The sequence below is a fragment of the Peptoanaerobacter stomatis genome, assembly GCF_000238115.1.
Classification (GTDB): Bacteria; Bacillota; Clostridia; order Peptostreptococcales; family Filifactoraceae; genus Peptoanaerobacter; species Peptoanaerobacter stomatis.
In genome coordinates this window covers 37,936-59,468 of sequence record NZ_JH414562.1, presented here as the reverse complement: position 1 = coordinate 59,468, position 21,533 = coordinate 37,936, and the positions used below count along the sequence as shown (strand labels likewise).

The following is a 21,533-nucleotide window of genomic DNA, read 5'->3' as shown; positions in this document are numbered from 1 at the left end:
TGTAGAGCTTATGAATGCGGGAGAAAAGACAATACAACCTATAAATGAAGAGATAGGTTCACAGCTTACAAAAAGATTAAGAAAGAAAATTATAAATGTAATCTTAATCCTAATACTATAGAGCTTACGAATAAGACAATGGTTGCACATCCGTCTTTATCAGAAGTTAGTATATGGACTAATATATGGTATTTTAAATAAAAATATCTGTTAGAGTGTCTACAACAGATATTATAGAACTGATAATAATATAATACAAAAATAAGCTAACCTTTAAAAGTGTCTTATTTTTTGATTATAAATAAAATATTATATAAATATTATTAAGGACTTGAGTTAATATCACTAACAATAGTTAAGCTACATTTTACAGATTTAATTTATACTTAAGATAATTTAATTAGTATAGTACACTTATTTCTGTAAGACGGAAGTTTTAATATTTTCTGTTTTTAATTATACCTAAAACTATTGTAGGTATTATCAAGAAGAATATAGAAAGTATTCCGAGATATCCGTAGCCTTTTACAACCAATGTGTTAAGTCCGACTAATGATATGAACATGGAGATTATCATAGAAATTAATGATATTAACATTCTTCTCTTTGTTATATCACCTATTTGTTCAAATGAATTCTCATATCTTGCAACTATACCGAATATACAGCCAACTCCTGTAGATACAAATGCCAGGAACAATGTTATGGAATAAGCGTATAGAAGAGGTGTACTGTTTAATTGCTTAATTATTGTAAGTATAGGTAATGTTTCGTCTTTTATAAGTGATAAGTGTGCTAACATCATTAAACATGACATAGTTATCATTACACCGTTCAATATAACACCGAGTATTGCAAATTGTTTTACAGATTTTTTGGTAGTAAGAGGTTTTGACGCACCGAGCATTATAGCTAATACCAAAGATTGGAAACCTGCATATTTAAGACCGTTATATAAAACTGTACTCATAGGAGCGGCAGTTTCTTTTGTTTCCATTATTATATTAAGATTACCTATATTTGCTTTTAATCCTGATACTGTAACTATAGTAAGGAATATAAGTATCAATAAAGTGATAGCTGTTGACGCTTTTCTTACAAGATCGGCGCCGAAGATAGTAAGTACAAAGAATATTACACCTGTTATAGCCACACCTATTATATATTGTAAATTAAATAAATTTTCCAAAAGTGCGGCACTTCCTGCTATTGATGCACCTACTGCAACTATTGTAAGTAGCAAATATGCTATATCGAATATGTATCCCATTATTTTACCGTAAGGTGCACAAAGCTTTTCTATCCAGTTGTGATAGTTGTATTCATTGTTATTTCTTGCAAATAATATACCTTCATAAAATACGAATCCTATCAATGCGACTATTATAAACGGTAAGAATATGGACGGATAACCGAATTTTACGAAAAACGTTCTTGTTTGATTTCCTGTTGCAAAACCTCCACCGACGTGTGCGCCGAACCATACAGACGCAACTCCAAAAACTGTACTTAGTGGAACAACATTAGTATTTTCATTATTCATAAATACACAACCTTTCTAAATTTTATTTTTAATAAAAAATGATTACTTGTTTGCTTTTTGATATGCAAATAATGCGGCACCTAATGCACCGTTCAACTGACAATATTCGCTTGTATGCAATTTAAAACCTGTATTTTTTTCCAGTGCTCTTACCATTCCTTTATTTAATGCTACACCTCCGGTCATAACAACATCATCTTTCATACCGACTCTTTTAGCAAGAGCACCTACGCGACTTGCTATTGCGGTATGTATTCCCTTTACTATATCTTGTATCTTTGTACCTCTCGACAGTTGAGATATAACCTCAGACTCTGCAAAAACTGTACAAGTGGAACTTATAGGAACATCTTGAGTAGACTGTTCATCCAATTTTTCCAGATCTTCTATATCGACTTCCAATACATTAGCAATTACATCCAAGAATCTTCCTGTTCCGGCAGCACATTTGTCATTCATAACAAAATTTTCCAACATACCGTTTTCATCTATTTTTAAAGCTTTTGAATCTTGTCCGCCTATATCTATTATAGTTCTTACATTTGGAAACAGAAAATATGCACCTTTTGCATGGCATGACAGCTCGGACATTTGAGAATCGGCTTCTTCAAGAGAGTTTCTACCATAACCTGTAGCCATTATATAGCTTATATCTTCTCTTTTCATATCGGTTTTTTCCAAGATTTCATTTATTGCTCTTATCGGTCCTGATGTGCCGGCTCCTACATCTACTTTGGAAGATGCAATTATGTTTTTTCCGTCTTCCAACATAATACACTTAGATGCTGTAGAGCCTATATCAACACCAAGTGTATATATCTTGCTCATAATAAATCACCTACATATACAAATGTTTATAAATAATTTAAATTCTGATATAATTTAAATTTTAACATATTAAATTAGCAAAAATCTAAATATGATTTATTTAAAATATTTTTGGTGTATAGTAAATCAGCTTAAAAATATTTTTTAAAGCTGATTTACTATAGTTAAAATCTGTTATTTTAGAACATAACCTGCGATTACCATTTGTTGAACTTGAGAAGTTCCTTCATATATGGATGTTATTCTGGCATCTCTGTATATTCTTTCAATAGGGTAATCTTTGATGTAACCATATCCGCCATGTAATTGTAAAGCTGCATATGCTACTTCATTTGCAACTTCTGCAGCATAGTATTTTGCCATCGAAGATTGTAAGCCGGGTTTTTCTCCCAAGTCTTTAGTCTTTGCTGCATCGTATACAAGCAGTCTTGCAGCTTGAACTTTTGTTGCCATTTGTGCTAATGTGAATTGAGTGTTTTGGAATTTGGAAAGAGTTCTTCCGAATTGTACTCTTTCTTTTACATATTTTGTAGCTTCATCCAATGCACCTTGTGCAATTCCAAGAGCTTGAGCCGCAACACCTATTCTTCCGGAGTCAAGTGTGTTGAGCATTATTTTAAATCCGTTTCCTTCTCCACCCAATAAGTTTTCTTTAGGCACTTTTACATTGTCTAAAACTATATCTGATGTTTGAGTTCCTCTTATACCCATTTTATTTTCATGTGCTCCTACAGACCAGCCTTCATAACTTGATTCTACTATGAAAGTTGATATACCTTTTGCACCTTTTGTTTTGTCTGTAACAGCTGATATTATTGCAAAATCTGCCATAGGAGCATTTGTTATGAAACATTTTCTGCCGTTTAATATATAATAATCTCCTTCCAATTTGGCAGTTGTAGCTGTAGCTCCGGCATCTGAACCTGCACCGGGTTCTGTAAGTCCGAAACAACCTATTTTTTCTCCAAGTGCAAGAGGTTTTAGGTATTTCATTTTTTGTTCTTCAGTTCCGAAATTAAGTAAAGGTAATGCTGCCAGTGAAGCTCCGGCAGTTATATATGTGCTTGTGGATGCACATCTTCTTGCTATTTCTTCCATTATTATTGCATATGACACATAGTCTGCACCTGCACCACCGTATTTTCTGGGTATTATAGGTCCTATAAATTGATATTTTGCCAATTTATCCATAACATCTTTAGGTATTTCGCCGGTTTCATCTACATGGTCAGGATAAGTTGCTAATTCATTTTTTACAAATTCTCTTACATTTTGTCTTAACAACTCTTGTTCTTTTGTAAATTTCATTATTTCCCTCCTATATTTATTGTTTGAAACGATTGTGATTCGTTTTGCAATAAAAATTTATCAAAAAAATTGATTGTAATATTTACAGCATTTCAGCGAAAGTTTGGATTTTTGTTCTTATTTGTTCACTGTTTGCATCTTGTTGATCCACTTCTATTGCAAGAACAGGAAGATGAGCATCTCTCATATCTTTTACAAAAAGAGGCATATCATATTCGTCTAAATCTGAAAACTTCGTTTGTGCAAACATAGCTCCGTCAGCTTTTGTCTTTTTCATCAATTCTATTGATAATTCTCCTACTAATTTGTTAGGTTCATAAGCTGCTGAAAATCCTTCTATGTTTTTCCATTGGTTAGCCAATCTTTCCAAAGCGTTTTTTCCAACTTCAGGAACATCTGTATTATATTGTACAGATTCATGTGCCAAATAATCTCCAACTATTCTTATCTTGTTTTGCTCTAATATGTCAAGTATATTAAGATCATCGAATATAAGTCCTGCAACAACTATTTTTTTACCGTCATATTTTTCTTCAGGTAATTTTTTTAATTCCTCATTTATTTGCTTTACCATTTCAGTATGATCTTTTTTAGGAATGAAATATGCACTCTTGAATACAAAACTTCTGTCTCTGTTCTTTATTGTATTAGGATGAGATGATGCTAACATTGAAAACTCTCTCATAAGTGCTCTATGCTCATTATACAGTTTTATGCTTTCTTGTATTTCTTCGTCTTTAATTTCGTGTCCACATATAGCTTCCAACTTATCTTTTACAAATTCCAATTCTTCTACTAAATATTCAACCCCACAGTCCAATTTTCTGTTTTGAGGATATACTATGAATATTGAAGGTATATTTTTTACGCCTGATCTCCAGTTTTGACTTAGAGATATAAGTGTATCGCTCATTCCCGGCATTACGACACCGCTTAACATATTATAAGTACCGTTTAAACCTAATTCTATAATTGCATGAACTATAGATGCGCAAAACGCAGGAAAATATTGTTTTGAAAGGTCAAGTTTAACATTGTATCCGCCCCAAAGACCTACAGGAAACATACCTGCAGCATCAACCAATTCTTCAGGTCCAAAAACAGGAATCATACCTATTGCTTTTTTGCCGCTTTTTTCAATATAGTCACAAACATATTTTTTAGGATTTAAAGCTATATCTTCACATTTCTCTAAAAGTTGTTTAAGCATTTTATTTCGCCTCCTTATGTTGATCCATAATTTCTACAAGTCCTTGAACTCTCGTCTCAAACTGTGCTTCGGAGAAACCTCTCGGATCCGCCTGATCTCCGTCAAAGCTTGAATATGGTAAATGGCTGTGCTTTGCTACTTGTCTTGCCATTTCATATTGAACGAAACTCATAAGTTTGCAACTTCTATTCATATGATATAGTACTCCGACGCAGTTACCGTCATCTAATGCTTGATTTCTATATTCTGACATTTTTTCTATGTTTACGCTGTTAAACATTGAGCTGTACGCTTTTGCCAATCCGTCAAGGTCATCTTTTTCATATTCAAGTGCCCATGCGTAAGGATAAACACTACCTGTCATATTTATTCCGTATTTTGCTAAAGTTTTCATTTTGTATCCTATGTATGGCCAACAAGGTATACCTTCCATCATTATTCTGTATTTTTCTTCACCTCTGAAACTTGATTTACCTTCTTTAGCATTTTCTTTCAATTCTTCTATCAAATATTTGAAAGCGTCTGTTGTTTCTTTTTTTCCTCTATAGCAAACTATAATCGCCATATAAGTGAATAGGTCGAAGCCGTTCATAGGAGAAGGATAATTATCTTTTGAAAGCTGCATAGATTCTTTCCATAATTTTCCGTTTTCAGCTGATATTTCCATTACTTCCGATAATTTTTTAGGGTCAAATTTTTTGCCGGATATTTCTTCTAATTGTTTAATTCCGTATTCAAATTGTTTTCTGAAATATTTTATTCTTCTTGGAGATATTTCATATTCATCATTGTACGGAACGTCTATCATTATTAAAGGGATGTTCAATTCTTTTGCTAAATTTTCGTACCATTTTACAACCATGTTGCATATATTATTACAGCAACATACAAAATCAGGTTTCGGCATTCTTAAAACCTCAGTATTACCACCTTCTTCCAAAAATCCGAAGTTTGTTCTTGCATATGCACAAAGATCTATTGAGTATCCGAGAGATTCTGCTGATTCTTGCAATCTTAGAGATTCTCTTTTTGCGGCAAGTCCGGCAGCTTGATTCTCCGGATAACATAGCGGTAAGCCGAAACATTCAACCAATTCCTGTGGAAATACTGATGTTGACCAACCAACAGGTATGCCTTTTTCTTTAGCCTCCCAAGCTTCTTTATATGATTGAGCCAATAGTCCGTTTATTATCTTCGTTGCGCTTTTTTTCTCAGTAGCTTCTGCCATTTCAAATCACCTCATTGATATGAATTTATTTATATTTTTATTAATAAAAGATTAAATAAATAATTAACGATTTTGGTATTACCAAGATAGTTTGAAAAAAATTCTATCTTGGTAATAAAAATCCTTATTATTTTTGTAATATTACTTTTTTAGCTTTAAGCTCGTCTATTTGTTCTTTTGTATATCCTATTTGTTTTAAAGTTTCATCTGTATGTTCTCCTAATTTTGGAGCTCTTACAAATTCTTTTATTCCGTTTTCTTCAAATAGAACAGGTGTGTTGTAAAGTACACCTTCATGTCCATTTTCATATGTGTGTTTGAAAAGATAATCATTAGCCCAGCATTGTTCATCATTTAATACTTCTCCCGGTGTTTGCAATTTTTCGAAAGGAATACCGGCTTCTGACAGTCTTTTTATCCATTCTTGAGAAGGTTTTTGAATGAATATGTCTTCAAGAATAGGAATGAATTCGTCCAAGTTTGCCACTCCGCCTTTTAAAGTAGAGAATTTTCCGCCTATTAAATCAGGTCTTTCTATAACTATGTTGCAGAAGTTAGGGAACCATTTTTCATATTGGAAGAATGCTACTTGTATCCATTCTCCATCTTGAGTTTTAAATGTAGTGTTTATAGGATTTGGCGGTCTACGTCTTGTTATAGGCATTTCATATCCGTATTGAGAGCTTACTACAGGCAATCCCATACCGAAAACCGCTGTATGGAATAATGCTACATTTACTTTTTCACCTTTACCTATTTTGTCTCTTCTATGTATTGCAGCCAATATACCTGCAGCCAAACTCATACCTGCATAGTGATCACCAAATGCAGCGGCTGTGTTACAAGGGGATGTTCCTTTTTCCATAAGTCCGAGTGCTACACCGCCTCTTGCAAAATATGCAGTATAGTCAAATGCAGGAGTATCTTTTGCAGGACCTTTTTCTCCATAACCTAACAAGTGTCCGTATACTATCTTAGGGTTGATTTCTTTTAATGTGGCATAATCAAGTTTTGATTTTACCAATGCCTTTTGTCTTGTGTTAGTCAAAAATACGTCTGCACCTTTTACCAAATCATATATTATTTTTTGACCTTCAGGAGTATTTGCATCTATAACCATACCTTTTTTTCCGGCATTTTCATTTTCAAAAAGTGGGTTTTCATCTTCATCTATAGGTGAACACCATTGCATACCTACAACTCTCATAGTATCTCCAAATGAAGGTTCTATTTTTATTACGTCTGCACCCCAGTCAGCCAAAAGACGTCCGCAGCATGGACCGGCTACGAAATTTGCAAATTCTATTACTCTTAATCCTTCAAGCATATTTTGTTTTTCGCTCATTTTTATTCTCCTTTCAAAACAAATCTGTTTTATAAAAATAATTTTAATGTTGTTAAATATTGTTTTTTATAATTCACTCTTTGCTTTTTTCTCTTTTTTTATAAGCTCTATAAGTTTAGGAACTATGGCATGAACATCTCCTACAATACCTAAATCTGATACGCCGAATATTCCTGCTTCTTCGTTCTTGTTGATAGCTATTATAAGTTCTGATTCTTCCATACCTGCTATATGTTGTATAGCTCCGCTTATTCCAAGTGCAAAATAAACGTCAGGTCTTACTGTTTTACCTGTTTGTCCTACTTGTCTGTCTTTTTCTATCCAACCTGCGTCAACAGTTGCTCTTGATGCTGATACTTCTGCACCTAATAAATCGGCTAATTCACCCAACATATTAAATGCGTCCGGTGCTCCGATTCCTCTACCGCCTGATACAAGCACATCCGCCTCTGTTATATCTTTTTTCTTGCTTTCTACTTTTACAACTTCTTTTATAACGACGTTCATATCAGATTTATCAAAAGGTATTTTTTCTTCAACTATTTCTCCCTTTAAGTCGGGATTATTTTTTAATGCCTGCATAACTCCGGGTCTGACAGTAGCCATTTGAGGTCTGTGATTTTCACATAAGATGGTTGCCATCAGATTTCCGCCGAAAGCCGGTCTTGTCATAAGCAGATTTTTGCTTTCTTCATCTATTTCAAGTGCTGTACAATCGGCTGTAAGTCCTGTATGAATTCTTGATGCCAATCTCGGTGCTAAATCTCTTCCGATTGAACTTGCTCCATACAAAACTATTTCAGGATCATATTTTTTTATTATTGCACAAACAGCTTTCGCATATGGTTCTGTTACATATTCATTTAATATTTCATCATCTACTACGATTACCTTATTCGCTCCGTGATGTATAAGCATTTCAGCTTTTGATTTTATATTGTATCCTAACAACATTGCAACTACATCCTGGTTTAATGAATCAGCTAATTTTCTTGCTTCTCCAAGCAACTCTATACCTACTTTTTGTAATTCGGAGTCTCTTTGCTCAATAAATACAAATACGTCTTTGCTCATTTTATCAGTCCTTTCTTATATAATATATTTTTCTTTAAGTTTTGAAACTATAGCTTGAGCCGCCTCATCAGCAGTTAAATCCTTTAATAAAACTCCTGCGGCTTTTCCTTGTTTAGGATAAGATTTCTTTACTTTTGTAGGTGAACCTTTTAGACCTATATTTGCAATATCTATTTTGTCTTTTATAGTTTCCAAATTCCAAATTTTTATTTCTTTTTGATAAGCATCAAATATACCGCTTATTGTCATATATCTAGGCTTTGTAGATTCTGACAGAGCTGTGATCACGCAAGGCATATTTACTTCTATGATATGATATCTGTCCTCAAATTGTCTTTTTACCGATAATTTGTTATTTTCAAATTTTACTTCTTGTGCATAAGTTATTTGAGGGATGCCCAAATGTTCCGCTATTTGAGGACCTACTTGTGCAGTATCTCCGTCTATTGCCTGTCTGCCTGTTATTATTAAATCATAATCTAAACACTTTAATGCTGCCGATATTGTAGAAGATGTAGCCCATGTATCCGCACCACCGAATGCTCTGTCTGTTAATAATACGGCTTCATCTGCTCCCATAGCGAGAGCTTCTCTCAATGCAGACTCTGCTTGAGGAGGTCCCATAGACAATACTGTAACTTCAGCATCCAATTCGTCTTTCAGTTTCAAAGCTATTTCTAATCCAGCTTTATCATCAGGATTTATAATACTTGGAACTCCCTCCCTTATAAGCGTGTTGGTTTTAGGGTCTAATCTCACTTCAGTTGTATCAGGTACTTGTTTCATACAAACAACTATTTTCATAATACCTCCTTAAAAAAATAAAAATTTATAAAATAAAGTAACAATAACATGAACGACCAAAGATAAAAAACTTTATTAAAATATGTATAAAAGCTTAAAATATAATTAAATAGCAATTATATTTGTATTACCCGTTATGTTATCGTTTTCTAAAGAATAAAATAAAAAAAGTATATTAATTATTGTAATTTCAACATTAATAATTATGATGAAAAATACTTTTTTAAATGCTTTTAATTATTTTATTTTTAACATATTAATTTAATAAAATAATTCTATACTGAATTAATACTGAAAAATAAGTAATATACATAAACGCTTTTATAAAAAGGTATTACCGAAACATATTATATTTGTCCTACCAATTTACAAGTAAACTTTAGCAGATTTTTTAAAATTTGTCAATGATTAATTTTATGCTTTTTAGTATTCTGTTTATTTTTTCATTATTTATTCACAGCAAATTTTCAATAGTGTAATAGAATTTATGTTTATTAAATAATTATCAAAAATAATTTTAAAATTGTATTTTATTTAGAGATATTTTTTAAAAATTGTGGTATAACTAATAAATAGTTAGAATAAGTAAGCAAGAATTTTATACAATATGAGTATATATTGATAAAAACTTTTATGGGAGGATAGTGACTATATGAGCAGACGGATAATTTCACATCCGAAAAACAGTATAAGCATAGATAGCAGACCGCAATATCTTCGTGTAGCTGATAAAATAAAGCAAAAAATATTTTCGGGCAGTATAAAAATAGGGGATAAACTTCCTACAGAGAGGGAGCTTGCTCAAAGATATAATGTTGGGAGACCTTCGATAAGGGAGGCGATAAGAAGTCTTGAAAATCTGGGACTTGTTGAAACATTACAAGGGAGCGGAACATATGTCAGGAATAATACTGAAAAAATAATATTGAATTCTTTTGATATAATATACAATACAAATGATATTTCTAATGAAGAGGTTGTGCAGTTCAGAGAAATGTTTGAATATGCGGCGGTGAAATTGGCGGCAACTAATGCAACCGATGCGGAGATAAGGAAACTCGAAAAAATACTTGAAAAGATGAAAATTGTTAATACATCTAAAGAATTGGAACGTGTAGATTTGCTTTTTCATGAACAAATAGCGAATATGACACATAATACTCTTATTTTAGAGATTTTTAAAGCTATGAGAAGTTTTTTCGATAATTGTATTAAAAGTACAAATGATTTGATATATTCAAAGGGGGAAAATAATGAAGATATAATAAGTTATCACATTCCTATAACAGATGCAATAAAAGATAGAGATCCGTCAGTGGCACTTGTATTTATGGAAAGACATTTCAAAAAAATAAGAGAGCTTATGCAAAAATAGTTGAAATAAAATGCTTATTAGTTTAAAGTCTTTATTTCATTTGCAAGATTAATACAATATAAATAGTTATTTTATTACAGGATTTGATAACAGCATTGAACAGTTTTCAGTTTTATTACAAAAGTGTATATAAGTTTTAAAATTTTCATATACACTTTTGTATTTTTATGATATATATGATGTTGACATTTGTTAAAAAGACGTGTTAATTTATTACTGATCTATTATCTTAATGTTTTTTTATTTCATCACATATTTTTGAGATTAAAACATCTATATTTATATTTCCACGTTGAGCTATCATTTCAAGATTTGCTACTTTTCCTATGGTATTAAAAGCTATCGGATTTAAAATTTTGCTGTATTTTGGAGATAGTGTTGGCATAAATTCTCTTATATATGGGTATTTGTTTATTATATCTGCTATTACGCTATCTTTTGTAATGCCATATGGGTTTGGATTGTTAGAATTCTTTGGAGATGTATCTTTATCTTCCTGTTTATGCTCATCGTCCCAAGACAGCAGTTTTTTATTGCCTTCAAGTGAACGTATATGAGTAGCATCTTGCATCATTTCGAGGACACCTTTGAATTTTCCGTTTGCATCTCTTACGGCTGTATATGTGATGTATATGAATTTTCCGTTCATTTGCAACCAAAATTCAGCCATATCCTGTTCACCGTTTCTAAATGCTTCGATTATTCTCTTGACAGTATCCACGCTTTCTCTCGGATGGCAATTCATAACATTTCTTCCGATTACTCCGGGACTTCTTGGAAAAACTCTATGTTTTGTATCTGAATAAAAACGCACTAATTCATTTTCATCAACATATGACAAATCTACAGATAAATGTTGAAATATTAAATTGATTTGTTCTAAAGTCAATTTTCCCTGTTTTACATCAAGTATTTCATTTTGACCGTTTGATACTGAATATTTTTCTAATAATTGAGTAAGCTCTGACATAAACTCATTTGGAACTTTCTTATTTTCAAGTGTATCTCCAAAAAGAGGGGGATTTTCTATAAGACAATAACCTATTTCATCATCACCCTTTCTCATCTTTATAAATTCTTCTTCGCTTATAAGTTTGAAGGAAGTAGGATATAGTATAGATTCTTCTTTATCTATCAAATCCAATATGCTTTCACGCACTTCAGTTTGTAATTTTAAAAATTCATCATATTTATCTTCTTCTAAAAGAGTTTTGGCTGTGCTTATAAGTTTTTTAACGTTATTATCAAAAGTCCACATTATTTTTGAAGGTCTATCAAAGCCTTTTTCTTCCAATTTTGAAAATAACTGATTTTGTTTTCTTGAGAGATGTATATTAAATTGATATAATTTATTATAAAACTCAGTCCATTTATCTTTATCAAATGGATTGTTTTCAAATTCTTTCATCTCGGATAAGAGATTTTTTATCGCAGTATTTTCGTTTATATATGTCTGTAAAGGATGACCTATAGGTAATGACAGACTTGATTTTTCCAATATACCTTCCAATAAATTCAATAATTCATCCATATGCTCGTGAACAGTTTCATCAGAAAAGCCTAAATCTTTGATTTTTTGCTCAGTGTATGCAAACTCATCCGCAGTTATGGACTTATAATTAGCCATTATTTGTTTTCTTGCCTCTTCTTTTGATATTTCACCTTTAAGATAGCTGACCTTTATTGTGATTAACTTGTCCAACTTTGCATGATCCAATTTGTCAAAACCTCTTTTTTCCATTGAGATATACTCCTTCCTATAATGTATTATAAAATAAATTATAATGTTGTTTACATATATAGAATTGATATCTTAATAATTAATTTTATAAAAGTATACTAAATACATCTTAATTAAACTCATACTAACATACTATTATACTTGTATACTTGTTAAAAAATGTTTGTATAAAATTAAAGATGTAGAATAAAGTATATTAACAATCATTACAGATACAATTCTTAATATTAAGTGAATAAAAAACAGATAAAAATAAATATTTTTAATAACTGATATTATTATTCATATGAAAGTATACCCAATTTATAACACTACATTCATAATTTTAAAAATAATTATTTTATATATATCAAAGATAAAGTGAGTTTTAAAGTAGGATTAGCAACGCATTTATAGTAGACTTGTTCGATTATTCATAGTATTTAGTTGTAAATATCTATAATTGAATAAATAAAGCAATTTTTCTTAATTAACTAAATTATAATATTTTTTATTGTTTTTTTGTAGCGTTATCGAACAAGTCTAATGCTTGAAAAATAAAATACAGCATTGTTATTTAATTTAAATACAATTTACCTATTTTATATACATCTCCTGCTCCTATGGTAAAAATTATATCATTCTCTTTTGCTGTTTTTTGTAAAAAATCTGTTATTTTTTCAAAACTGTCAAAGTGATAGGCTTCAATTCCTCTATTTTTTACTTCTTCACACAGCATTTTGGAGCTTATAGTAGGATCAAACGGTTCTCTTGCCGGATATATATCTGCAAATATTATTATGTCGGTATCATCAAAACAAGTGTTGAAATCTTTAAATAATGACTTTGTTCTGCTGTAGGTATGTGGCTGAAATATTGAAATGAGCCTATTTTTTTTGATTGATTTTGCAGCATTTAAAGTTGCTTTTATCTCTGTTGGATGGTGTGCGTAATCGTCATATACTTTTATGCCATTTTTTTCACCTATATACTCAAATCTTCTTCCAACGCCTGTAAATTCCAACAATGCACTTTTTATAACAGAGCTATTTATTTTACATAGATATGCGGCTGCTATTGAGCAGATTGCATTATATATGTTGTGTTTTCCGTATACTTTAAGTGAAAAATTCTCAATAAGTTCATTTTTAAAAAATAAATCAAAATTTGGATAACCTTCATCATCAGATTTTACATTTTTACATACAAAATCATTTGTTTCGTCAAATCCACAATAATATATTTTAGAGTTTGAATTTTTGAGAGCGCTTTTCACATTTTCATCATCTCCGTTTGCAATTACAAACCCATTCGACTTTACCTGATTAGAGAATTTTAAGAAAGATTTTTTTATGCTTTCTAAATCTTTAAAATAGTCCAAATGATCAGCTTCTATGTTGGTGATGATTGCAATTTTAGGAAAAAATTGCAAGAAACTATCGACATATTCGCAAGCTTCAGTTATGAATATATCTGATGAGCCTATTTCTATATTACCTCCTATATTGGCAAATACTCCGCCGATTAATGCGGTAGGGCTTGTATTATCTTTGTTGAATATAAGAGTCAGCATGGATGTGGTTGTAGTTTTTCCATGAGTACCTGATATTGCTATTGAATTTTCGTATTTTTCCATCAGATGTCCTAAAAAATTAGCACGTTCCATAGTGTTCAAGCCTAAATTATATGATTTTACAAGTTCTTCGTTATCTTTAGCAATTGCTGCAGTGTATACAACCATATCAAAATCTTCTGTGATGTTGTCTTTGTTATGTCCTATATATATTTTTATTCCGGATTTTTCTAATTTTTTTGTTATTTCTGAACTTTCTCTATCTGAACCGTATACGTCATATCCTACATTTTTGCATATTACAGCAAGTGCACTCATAGATATTCCGCCGATTCCTATAAAAAATATTTTCATATATAACCTCTCATAAGTGAATTAAATTAAAATAGTTTATAAAAACTTTCTATAGACCTGTTCGATTTCATAATATTTAGTTATAAATATTCCTAATTTAATAAATAAAGTAAATCTTTTTAATTAACTGAATTTTAATATTATTTTATTTATTTTTTGCAATGTAATCGGACAAATCTATTTCTGTTTTGATAGAATTTATATCAAAAACTATAATTTTTTAAACATATTGGTATTTTAAACAGCAATATGGATTTTTAAAAACATATTATAACATTTTTTGAAAAAAATTTATAGTAAGAAAAAAATAATTGAATAAATTATTATGTGCAAAAAAGTCTAACATAAATAGTATATAATGATATAAAAAATATAAAATATTGAGAAACTTAATATTCAATAGAATTAGTAATTAGCATTAAATATTATTAGAAAATAGTATAAATTTTATTTATGATGAATAAAACTCTTCTCCGGTATCAAGACATATAGCGCCTAATCTTCCTCCATGAAAACAGGCGCCACAGTCTATTGCTATATGATTGTTGGCTTTGTATATATATCCGGGTTTTGTGTTTGATTCTATTAGCATTGTAGGGGTATGCCCTGTTACTAAATATATATCGTCAAAATATTTCATATCATAATCTACTCTATTCCATACTAATTCATCTAAGGTATATTCTTCTATTTTCTTATCCGGATGAAAGTCACCTAAACCACCGTGAACTAATAGAAAGTTTTTGTTATTAATGTATAACTTTTCATAGGTTATAAAATTTTTCATATAATCTATTATCTTAAATTTCATTTTACTGTCTAATTTTATGAATTCGTCTATTGTGGTTTTTGCTCCGTTTCGATACCATATAGAAAAATTCTTATATTTGTCAAATTTATCTATTGAAATCTCTGTTATTTTTTGTATAATAAAATCCATACATCTGATTGCCATAAGCTCATGATTACCGACAATACATATAACGTTCTTCATCTCCATAAGCTTCAGCATTACTTTTATAGGATGCTTTCCTCTATCAAGAATATCTCCGAGTACATAGAGAGTATCTTCTTCTTTAAGATTAATTTTATCAAGCACTTCTATGAATTTGTCATACTTGCCATGTATATCTGATACAACATATGTTGACAAAAAATCACCTCATCTCAGATATGATATAAAGATGTGTAAAACATAAATTTAAGCTATAGCAGTTAATAGCTTTTTAAAACATATTGTAATTTAAAATTTGATTTTTGTTATTTTTAGTATTTCTGGTATGATTAAAATACTTTTATTATATTTATCTTTTTGATTTATTTCTGCTGTTATAATCTTTGTCTATGCTATCTTTCCAAGTTGATGAGAGTTTTTTATTATGTCTTACTTGTGATATAATTGCACCCATAGTTTCATAGCATAAATTTGTTCCTACTCTGTCTGAGTGATAATTGACTGCATTGTTCTTATCTATTCCGAATTTGCCTGCTTCTTTGATTGCATCAATGTTGGCTCCCATAAATATAAACTCCCAACCATATTTTTCTTTTTGTTCGTTTATCATGGATTTAATCTTATCGTAAGTATATTCTTTGCTCGCATTTTCATATCCGTCTGTGGTTATGATAAATAATACTTTGTCTGCTTTTTGTGATATATTTTTTTGGACATTTGCTATCTTTGTTATACTTTTACCGACTGCATCTAATAGAGCTGTGCAACCACGGACATAATATTCACTTTCTGTTAAAGGTTTTATATCGTTTATATCAAATCTGTCATGGAGCAATTCATATTCGTCGTCAAAAAGTACAGTTGTTATTATTGCTTTTCCGTCTTCTTTTTTTTGTTTTTCTATCATTGTATTATATCCACCTATTGTATCAAGCTCAAGTCCTTGCATTGAACCGCTTCTATCCAATATAAAAACTATCTCAGTAATATTATTTTTCATCATGATTACCTCCAATATAAAGAATTAAATTTTTGTGCAAATATATAAAACTTATTTAATACCAATATTTAATAAAAAAGATATAACTTTAAGAAAAATATTGCATAATAATTAAGCGTAAACTATATATTTTTATTAAATAAGTAATTTGCCTGTATAAATACAGTTTTAATTTAATATTTTTGCACAGTTATTATTTAAGTTTATATATGAAGTATATCATTATTTATATTATAAGTGGTCGCATAGCAAGCGACAAATTCTATGCTCCTATTGTTTGTTCTTCAAACTTAAATAGAGCGTTGTTTATTTCAAATACATCGTAGTTATTTTTTTTAATGAAATATTCTACTATCACATCAAACTTACTGCTTCTTGATAGAGCATATCCGCAAGTTTGTAAAAAATCTTTTGTTTCATCTATGGATAATTCCAGAGCTAATGCGAAAGCAAGTGCGGTTATCTTTTTCGGCTTATAGTGTATATCGCTACGAATTTTAGAAAACAGTTTTCTATCTATATTAGCTTTTTTATATATCTCAACGTCTGTTTTTCCTTTTTCATCAATCAGTTTTAATAACCTTTGTGAAAAAGTATCTTCAAGGTTTTCTATTCTATCTTCAAGAGAAGTTGATTTAGATGATGTTCTTATTGATTTCAGTGCCGGTTCTTTTTGGAGGGCTTCTTTTTCTGATGGTAATTGCATTTCCATAATACCATCTTCTTTAGGTATTCTTCTATCTGGTTTATTATTAGGAGTACCGATAAAAATTCTGGTGGAAAATCCTGGAGTAATACTTGTCCCTGCTCCTCCGATAAGACCAAAACCTCTGTTTATATTAAAATTAGAGTTGCTATCTACATAATTATCATCTATATACGCTTTTATATCTTTAAATAAGTCTTCAGAAATTTTAAATGACAGCGTGTCGTATACTACAAGATATATCATCATATCATTTTCTTCTAAAAAACTACTTATAGCAAAAGTTGCCACTTCGATAGCTTTATCTTTAGGGTATCCATATGCACCTGATGATATTATCGGAAACGCAATGCTGTTTATTTTATGTTCTTTAGCAAGTTTTAGTGAGTTTTTGTAACAATTAGTAAGCTCTTGTTTCTCATTATTATTTCCACCTCTATATATTGGTCCCACTGTGTGTATTATGTATTTTGCAGGTAAATTATATCCTTTAGTTATTTTTGCCATACCTGTATTACAGCCATTTAGTTTTCGGCATTCTTCCAACAATTCTTTTCCGGCGGCTTTGTGTATAGCCCCGTCTACTCCTCCTCCACCAAGTAATGAAGAATTAGCAGCATTTACTATGGCATCTACTTTTAACTTAGTTATATCAGCTCTAATAATTTCTAATGGCATATTTATCTCCTTATAACAGTTTAATATTTTAAAACAACTTTAATACAATCTTTTTTAACAATAGTTTTGATAAAGCTATAAAAACAGGCATTATCTATAAACTTATTACCAATATTATTATATGAGTAAACATTCTTTTTTACTTATTTTGCAATAAATGTATTGTAGCATAGACCAAAAGATAACTGAATAAATTACGAGATTATTTTTTAGATAAAATCAAAATTATTGTAGTAGAGGTAATTCAATTTTTGAATTAAAAAATACATCGTTATCAAAATGTAAAAATTATTAATTTTTTAATATATTTATTTATGATATAATAAATGTTAAATATTTTTGAAAAATTAAAAAAGGTAATAACTATGGATAAAAAATTTGTTCATCTGCATTTACATACTCCGTATTCATTACTTGACGGATTCTCCAAGATAAATGAAGTTATTGAAAAAGCGAAAAATCTTGGAATGGATTCAGTTGCTATAACGGATCACGGCGTTATGTTTGGTGTGGTTGATTTTTATAAAACGGCAAAAAAGAACGGGATAAAACCTATAATAGGCTGTGAACTTTATACAAGTGCAAGAACTCATAAAGATAAAGAAACAGTAGATAAAAAATCTGGGCATATAATACTTTTGGCAAAGAGTAATGAAGGCTATAAAAACCTTATAAAATTGGTATCAATAGGATTTGTAGACGGATTTTATTATAAGCCGAGAGTTGATTATGGACTGCTTGAAAAATACAGCGAGGGAATAATATGCTTGTCTGCCTGTTTGGCTGGGGATGTTCAACAACAGATACTTGCAGGAAATTATGAAAAAGCCAAAGAAATTGCATTGAGGCTGGAAAACATATATGGAAAAGGTAATTTTTATCTTGAAATGCAAGACCATAATATAGCTGAGCAAAAAAGAGTAAATATATATTTGAGAAAATTGTCTATGGACACTAAAATACCGCTTGTAGTTACCAACGATGTCCATTATGTTGACAAAAAAGATTATAAATCTCACGAAATATTGCTTTGCATACAGACAGGCAAGACACTTGCCGATGAGCAGAAAATGGAATTTCAAACTAACGAATTTTATTTTAAATCTCAAGAAGAGATGTATGATATATTTTCAGGAGATGAAGAGGCGCTTGCAAATACTCAAAAAATTGCTGATATGTGTAATGTGGAGTTTGATTTTAATTCCTATCATTTGCCTAAATATTCTGTGCCGTCGAATTATACTGCGTTTGAATATTTGAAAAAGCTATGCGATGAAGGTATAAAACAAAGGTATGAAATAGTATCAGATGATATAAAAAACAGACTTGATTTTGAATTGAATGTAATAAATCAAATGGGGTATGTGGAGTATTTTTTGATAGTATGGGATTTCATCAATTATGCAAAAATAAACAATATAATGGTTGGGCCGGGACGTGGTTCAGCTGCCGGCTCTATAGTATCTTATGCACTTAAAATTACAGATATAGATCCGATAAAATTCGGCTTACTCTTTGAGAGATTTTTAAATCCTGAAAGAGTTTCTATGCCGGATATAGATATAGACTTTTGCTATGAAAAAAGAGATAAAGTAATAGATTATGTCAAGGAAAAATATGGCAAAGACCACGTTTCTCAGATAATAACTTTCGGAACGTTTAAGGCGAGATTGGCTGTAAGAGATTCTGCGAGAGTTATGGGTATAAGCTATGCGCTTGCAGATAGAGTTGCAAAGATGATACCACACGCACTCAAAATGAGCATAGAAATTGCACTTAATATAAATTCGGATTTGAAAAAGCTATACGATAATGATGAAACTGTACACAACTTAATAGATGTGGCAAAAGGTATAGAGAATTTGCCAAGGCACGCATCAACACATGCAGCAGGAGTGGTTATATCTAAAAATCCGGTTGACAATTATGTGCCTTTATATGTGCAAGATGACAATATAACTACGCAATTCACTATGACAACTTTGGAGGAACTCGGTCTTTTGAAGATGGATTTCTTAGGGCTAAGAACTCTCACTGTAATTCAAAAAACTATTGAAAATATAAAAAAGAATAAAAATATAGAGATAGATTTGGAAACTCTTGATTACGATGATAAAAAAGTATATGAATTAATTTCGTCAGGAAAAACTTTGGGAATATTCCAGATTGAAAGCGGTGGTATGAGAAAGTTTATGAAAGAACTCAAACCGGAGCATTTGGAAGATATAATAGCCGGAATATCACTATATAGACCCGGTCCCATGGACTCCATACCTATGTATATAAAAAATAAAGAAAATAATTCCAATATAAAATATATACATGAAAAATTAAAACCAATACTTTCTGTAACAAACGGTATAATGATATATCAAGAGCAAGTTATGCAAGCCGTAAGAGATTTGGCCGGATATTCATACGGTAGGGCAGATTTGGTGAGAAGAGCGATGTCCAAGAAAAAAATGGACGTAATGGAGCAGGAGAGAAAAAATTTTGTATATGGAAATGAAGAAGAAAATATAATAGGCTGTATAAAAAATGGTGTAGATGAAGAAAGTGCAAATAAAATATTTGACGATATGATAGATTTTGCAAATTATGCTTTCAATAAATCGCATGCGGCTGCTTATGCAGTTATATCATATCAGACGGCATATTTGAAAACACATTATAAAGTTGAGTTTATGGCGGCACTTATGAGTTCCGTTATAGGCAATATAGATAAGATTATAGAGTATAAGATAGATTGTGAAGAAAATGATGTTAAGATACTTCCGCCGGATATAAATTACTCTTATTCAGACTTTCATGTAGAAAATGATGCTATAAGATTTCCGCTTTCAGCGTTAAAAGGTATAGGATTTGCAGTCGCTGACAACATAGCATTTGAAAGAGAAAAAAACGGAGATTACACAAGTTTTGAAGATATAGTAGAAAGATTGGAAAGTAAAAATATAAATAAAAAAGTAGTGGAATCTCTGATAAAATCAGGTGCAATAGATTCTCTTATACCGAACAGAGCAAGCATAATGTCAAATTATGAAAGCATAATAAACTCAATACAACTGAGAAAAAAGAACAACATTCAAGGACAGATAAGCTTTTTTAACAATGAAAGCATAAAAAATTATAGGCAGGACAGTATTGTCAAGATAAAGGAGTTTTCGCATGAGATATTGTTGTCTATGGAAAAAGATATATTGGGATTTTATTTGAGTGGAAATCCGCTTGACAAGTATAAAAAAATAATAGACAGCAATGTTAATATCAACTCAGTCCAAATAAAAGAGATAAACGAGGAAAATACGTCAATATCGGATATAGAAAATCTGAAAATAGGCATAGTAGGAATTATAAATAAGATAAAGATAAATTCTACTAAAAAAAATAATGAGCTTATGGCATTTTTGACAATAGAAGATTTATATTCAAGTGTTGAAGTAATAGTTTTTCCTAAAATATATGCTCAAATATCTGCCTATTTAATAAAAGATAGCGTCATATTTGTAAAAGGAAGGTTATCATTGGAAGAAGATGAAGACAACAGAGTTATAGCTGAGAGCATACAATCAATAGATGATTTGGAAGAAATAAAAAAAGTATATGTGAAAATAGATGATTTTAAAAATTCACCCAAAGTTCATCTCGTAGAAAACTTGACAAAGCCGTATGGAAATGCGAAACTATATTTTTATGATGAAAAGACAAAAAAAGTTATGGTAAAAGATAATATGAATATAGATTATAGCGATGAAATCATAAGCAGGATAAAAGCACTTGTCGGAGATGACAATGTAAAAATAATATAAATTTTTAGAAAGGAATATAGATA

15 protein-coding genes are annotated in these 21,533 nt (G+C 30.5%); 2 read left to right on the top strand and 13 right to left on the bottom strand.

Annotated elements, in window-relative coordinates:
• Window positions 1-436: 436 nt before the first annotated feature.
• The 8 genes from HMPREF9629_RS09280 to HMPREF9629_RS09245 all read right to left on the bottom strand — a co-directional run bounded on the left by HMPREF9629_RS09280 (window position 437) and on the right by HMPREF9629_RS09245 (window position 9,340).
• Window positions 437-1,543: a YkvI family membrane protein gene (locus tag HMPREF9629_RS09280; RefSeq protein WP_009526154.1), complete on the bottom strand. Its 1,107-nt coding sequence runs from the start codon at window positions 1,541-1,543 to the stop codon at window positions 437-439.
• Window positions 1,544-1,585: 42 nt separating this feature from the next.
• The gene (locus tag HMPREF9629_RS09275) at window positions 1,586-2,371 is read right to left on the bottom strand and encodes an acyl-CoA dehydratase activase (protein WP_009526153.1); all 786 of its coding nucleotides are present in this window, start codon (window positions 2,369-2,371) and stop codon (window positions 1,586-1,588) included.
• A 174-nt stretch (window positions 2,372-2,545) separates the two neighbouring features.
• Complete coding sequence (gene acdB, locus HMPREF9629_RS09270; RefSeq protein WP_009526152.1) at window positions 2,546-3,679, bottom strand: putative isocaproyl-CoA dehydrogenase AcdB; 1,134 nt, start codon at window positions 3,677-3,679, stop codon at window positions 2,546-2,548.
• Between the two features lie 82 nt (window positions 3,680-3,761).
• Window positions 3,762-4,889 carry a 2-hydroxyacyl-CoA dehydratase subunit D gene (locus HMPREF9629_RS09265; protein ID WP_009526151.1) on the bottom strand — a complete coding sequence of 376 codons (1,128 nt, stop codon included), beginning with the start codon at window positions 4,887-4,889 and terminating at the stop codon, window positions 3,762-3,764.
• 1 nt (window position 4,890) lies between these two features.
• The gene (gene hadB / locus HMPREF9629_RS09260; protein ID WP_009526150.1) at window positions 4,891-6,117 is read right to left on the bottom strand and encodes a (R)-2-hydroxyisocaproyl-CoA dehydratase subunit alpha; all 1,227 of its coding nucleotides are present in this window, start codon (window positions 6,115-6,117) and stop codon (window positions 4,891-4,893) included.
• A gap of 127 nt (window positions 6,118-6,244) precedes the next feature.
• Window positions 6,245-7,462, bottom strand: coding sequence for a CaiB/BaiF CoA transferase family protein (locus HMPREF9629_RS09255; protein WP_009526149.1), 1,218 nt, complete (start codon window positions 7,460-7,462; stop codon window positions 6,245-6,247).
• 66 nt (window positions 7,463-7,528) lie between these two features.
• A complete protein-coding gene (locus HMPREF9629_RS09250) occupies window positions 7,529-8,536 on the bottom strand; it encodes an electron transfer flavoprotein subunit alpha/FixB family protein (RefSeq protein ID WP_009526148.1) in 1,008 nt (335 codons plus the stop codon).
• Between the two features lie 15 nt (window positions 8,537-8,551).
• Window positions 8,552-9,340, bottom strand: coding sequence for an electron transfer flavoprotein subunit beta/FixA family protein (locus HMPREF9629_RS09245; RefSeq protein WP_009526147.1), 789 nt, complete (start codon window positions 9,338-9,340; stop codon window positions 8,552-8,554).
• Between the two features lie 652 nt (window positions 9,341-9,992).
• Between HMPREF9629_RS09245 and HMPREF9629_RS09240 the strand changes: the two genes are divergently transcribed.
• The gene (locus HMPREF9629_RS09240) at window positions 9,993-10,715 is read left to right on the top strand and encodes a FadR/GntR family transcriptional regulator (RefSeq protein ID WP_009526146.1); all 723 of its coding nucleotides are present in this window, start codon (window positions 9,993-9,995) and stop codon (window positions 10,713-10,715) included.
• A 229-nt stretch (window positions 10,716-10,944) separates the two neighbouring features.
• Here HMPREF9629_RS09240 and HMPREF9629_RS09235 read toward each other — a convergent pair whose 3' ends face one another.
• The 5 genes from HMPREF9629_RS09235 to HMPREF9629_RS09215 form a co-directional block, all read right to left on the bottom strand.
• Complete coding sequence (locus HMPREF9629_RS09235) at window positions 10,945-12,456, bottom strand: PAS domain-containing protein (protein WP_009526145.1); 1,512 nt, start codon at window positions 12,454-12,456, stop codon at window positions 10,945-10,947.
• 556 nt (window positions 12,457-13,012) lie between these two features.
• Window positions 13,013-14,362: a UDP-N-acetylmuramate--L-alanine ligase gene (murC, locus tag HMPREF9629_RS09230; protein ID WP_009526144.1), complete on the bottom strand. Its 1,350-nt coding sequence runs from the start codon at window positions 14,360-14,362 to the stop codon at window positions 13,013-13,015.
• A gap of 451 nt (window positions 14,363-14,813) precedes the next feature.
• On the bottom strand, window positions 14,814-15,515 hold the full coding sequence (locus HMPREF9629_RS09225; RefSeq protein WP_009526143.1) for a metallophosphoesterase: 702 nt from the start codon (window positions 15,513-15,515) through the stop codon (window positions 14,814-14,816).
• A gap of 151 nt (window positions 15,516-15,666) precedes the next feature.
• Complete coding sequence (locus HMPREF9629_RS09220; protein ID WP_009526142.1) at window positions 15,667-16,317, bottom strand: vWA domain-containing protein; 651 nt, start codon at window positions 16,315-16,317, stop codon at window positions 15,667-15,669.
• Between the two features lie 262 nt (window positions 16,318-16,579).
• The gene (locus HMPREF9629_RS09215) at window positions 16,580-17,701 is read right to left on the bottom strand and encodes an O-acetyl-ADP-ribose deacetylase (RefSeq protein WP_009526141.1); all 1,122 of its coding nucleotides are present in this window, start codon (window positions 17,699-17,701) and stop codon (window positions 16,580-16,582) included.
• 365 nt (window positions 17,702-18,066) lie between these two features.
• Between HMPREF9629_RS09215 and HMPREF9629_RS09210 the strand changes: the two genes are divergently transcribed.
• Window positions 18,067-21,510 carry a DNA polymerase III subunit alpha gene (locus HMPREF9629_RS09210; RefSeq protein ID WP_009526140.1) on the top strand — a complete coding sequence of 1,148 codons (3,444 nt, stop codon included), beginning with the start codon at window positions 18,067-18,069 and terminating at the stop codon, window positions 21,508-21,510.
• Window positions 21,511-21,533 lie beyond the last annotated feature (23 nt).

Coding starts and splice junctions, on each gene's coding strand:
- hadB (WP_009526150.1), bottom strand. CDS start 6,117: ATGGCAGAAGCTACTGAGAAAAAAAGCGCAACGAAGATAATAAACGGA.
- HMPREF9629_RS09220 (WP_009526142.1), bottom strand. CDS start 16,317: ATGAAAAATAATATTACTGAGATAGTTTTTATATTGGATAGAAGCGGT.
- HMPREF9629_RS09255 (WP_009526149.1), bottom strand. CDS start 7,462: ATGAGCGAAAAACAAAATATGCTTGAAGGATTAAGAGTAATAGAATTT.
- HMPREF9629_RS09210 (WP_009526140.1), top strand. CDS start 18,067: ATGGATAAAAAATTTGTTCATCTGCATTTACATACTCCGTATTCATTA.
- murC (WP_009526144.1), bottom strand. CDS start 14,362: ATGAAAATATTTTTTATAGGAATCGGCGGAATATCTATGAGTGCACTT.
- HMPREF9629_RS09280 (WP_009526154.1), bottom strand. CDS start 1,543: ATGAATAATGAAAATACTAATGTTGTTCCACTAAGTACAGTTTTTGGA.
- acdB (WP_009526152.1), bottom strand. CDS start 3,679: ATGAAATTTACAAAAGAACAAGAGTTGTTAAGACAAAATGTAAGAGAA.
- HMPREF9629_RS09275 (WP_009526153.1), bottom strand. CDS start 2,371: ATGAGCAAGATATATACACTTGGTGTTGATATAGGCTCTACAGCATCT.
- HMPREF9629_RS09240 (WP_009526146.1), top strand. CDS start 9,993: ATGAGCAGACGGATAATTTCACATCCGAAAAACAGTATAAGCATAGAT.
- HMPREF9629_RS09250 (WP_009526148.1), bottom strand. CDS start 8,536: ATGAGCAAAGACGTATTTGTATTTATTGAGCAAAGAGACTCCGAATTA.
- HMPREF9629_RS09265 (WP_009526151.1), bottom strand. CDS start 4,889: ATGCTTAAACAACTTTTAGAGAAATGTGAAGATATAGCTTTAAATCCT.
- HMPREF9629_RS09235 (WP_009526145.1), bottom strand. CDS start 12,456: ATGGAAAAAAGAGGTTTTGACAAATTGGATCATGCAAAGTTGGACAAG.
- HMPREF9629_RS09215 (WP_009526141.1), bottom strand. CDS start 17,701: ATGCCATTAGAAATTATTAGAGCTGATATAACTAAGTTAAAAGTAGAT.
- HMPREF9629_RS09245 (WP_009526147.1), bottom strand. CDS start 9,340: ATGAAAATAGTTGTTTGTATGAAACAAGTACCTGATACAACTGAAGTG.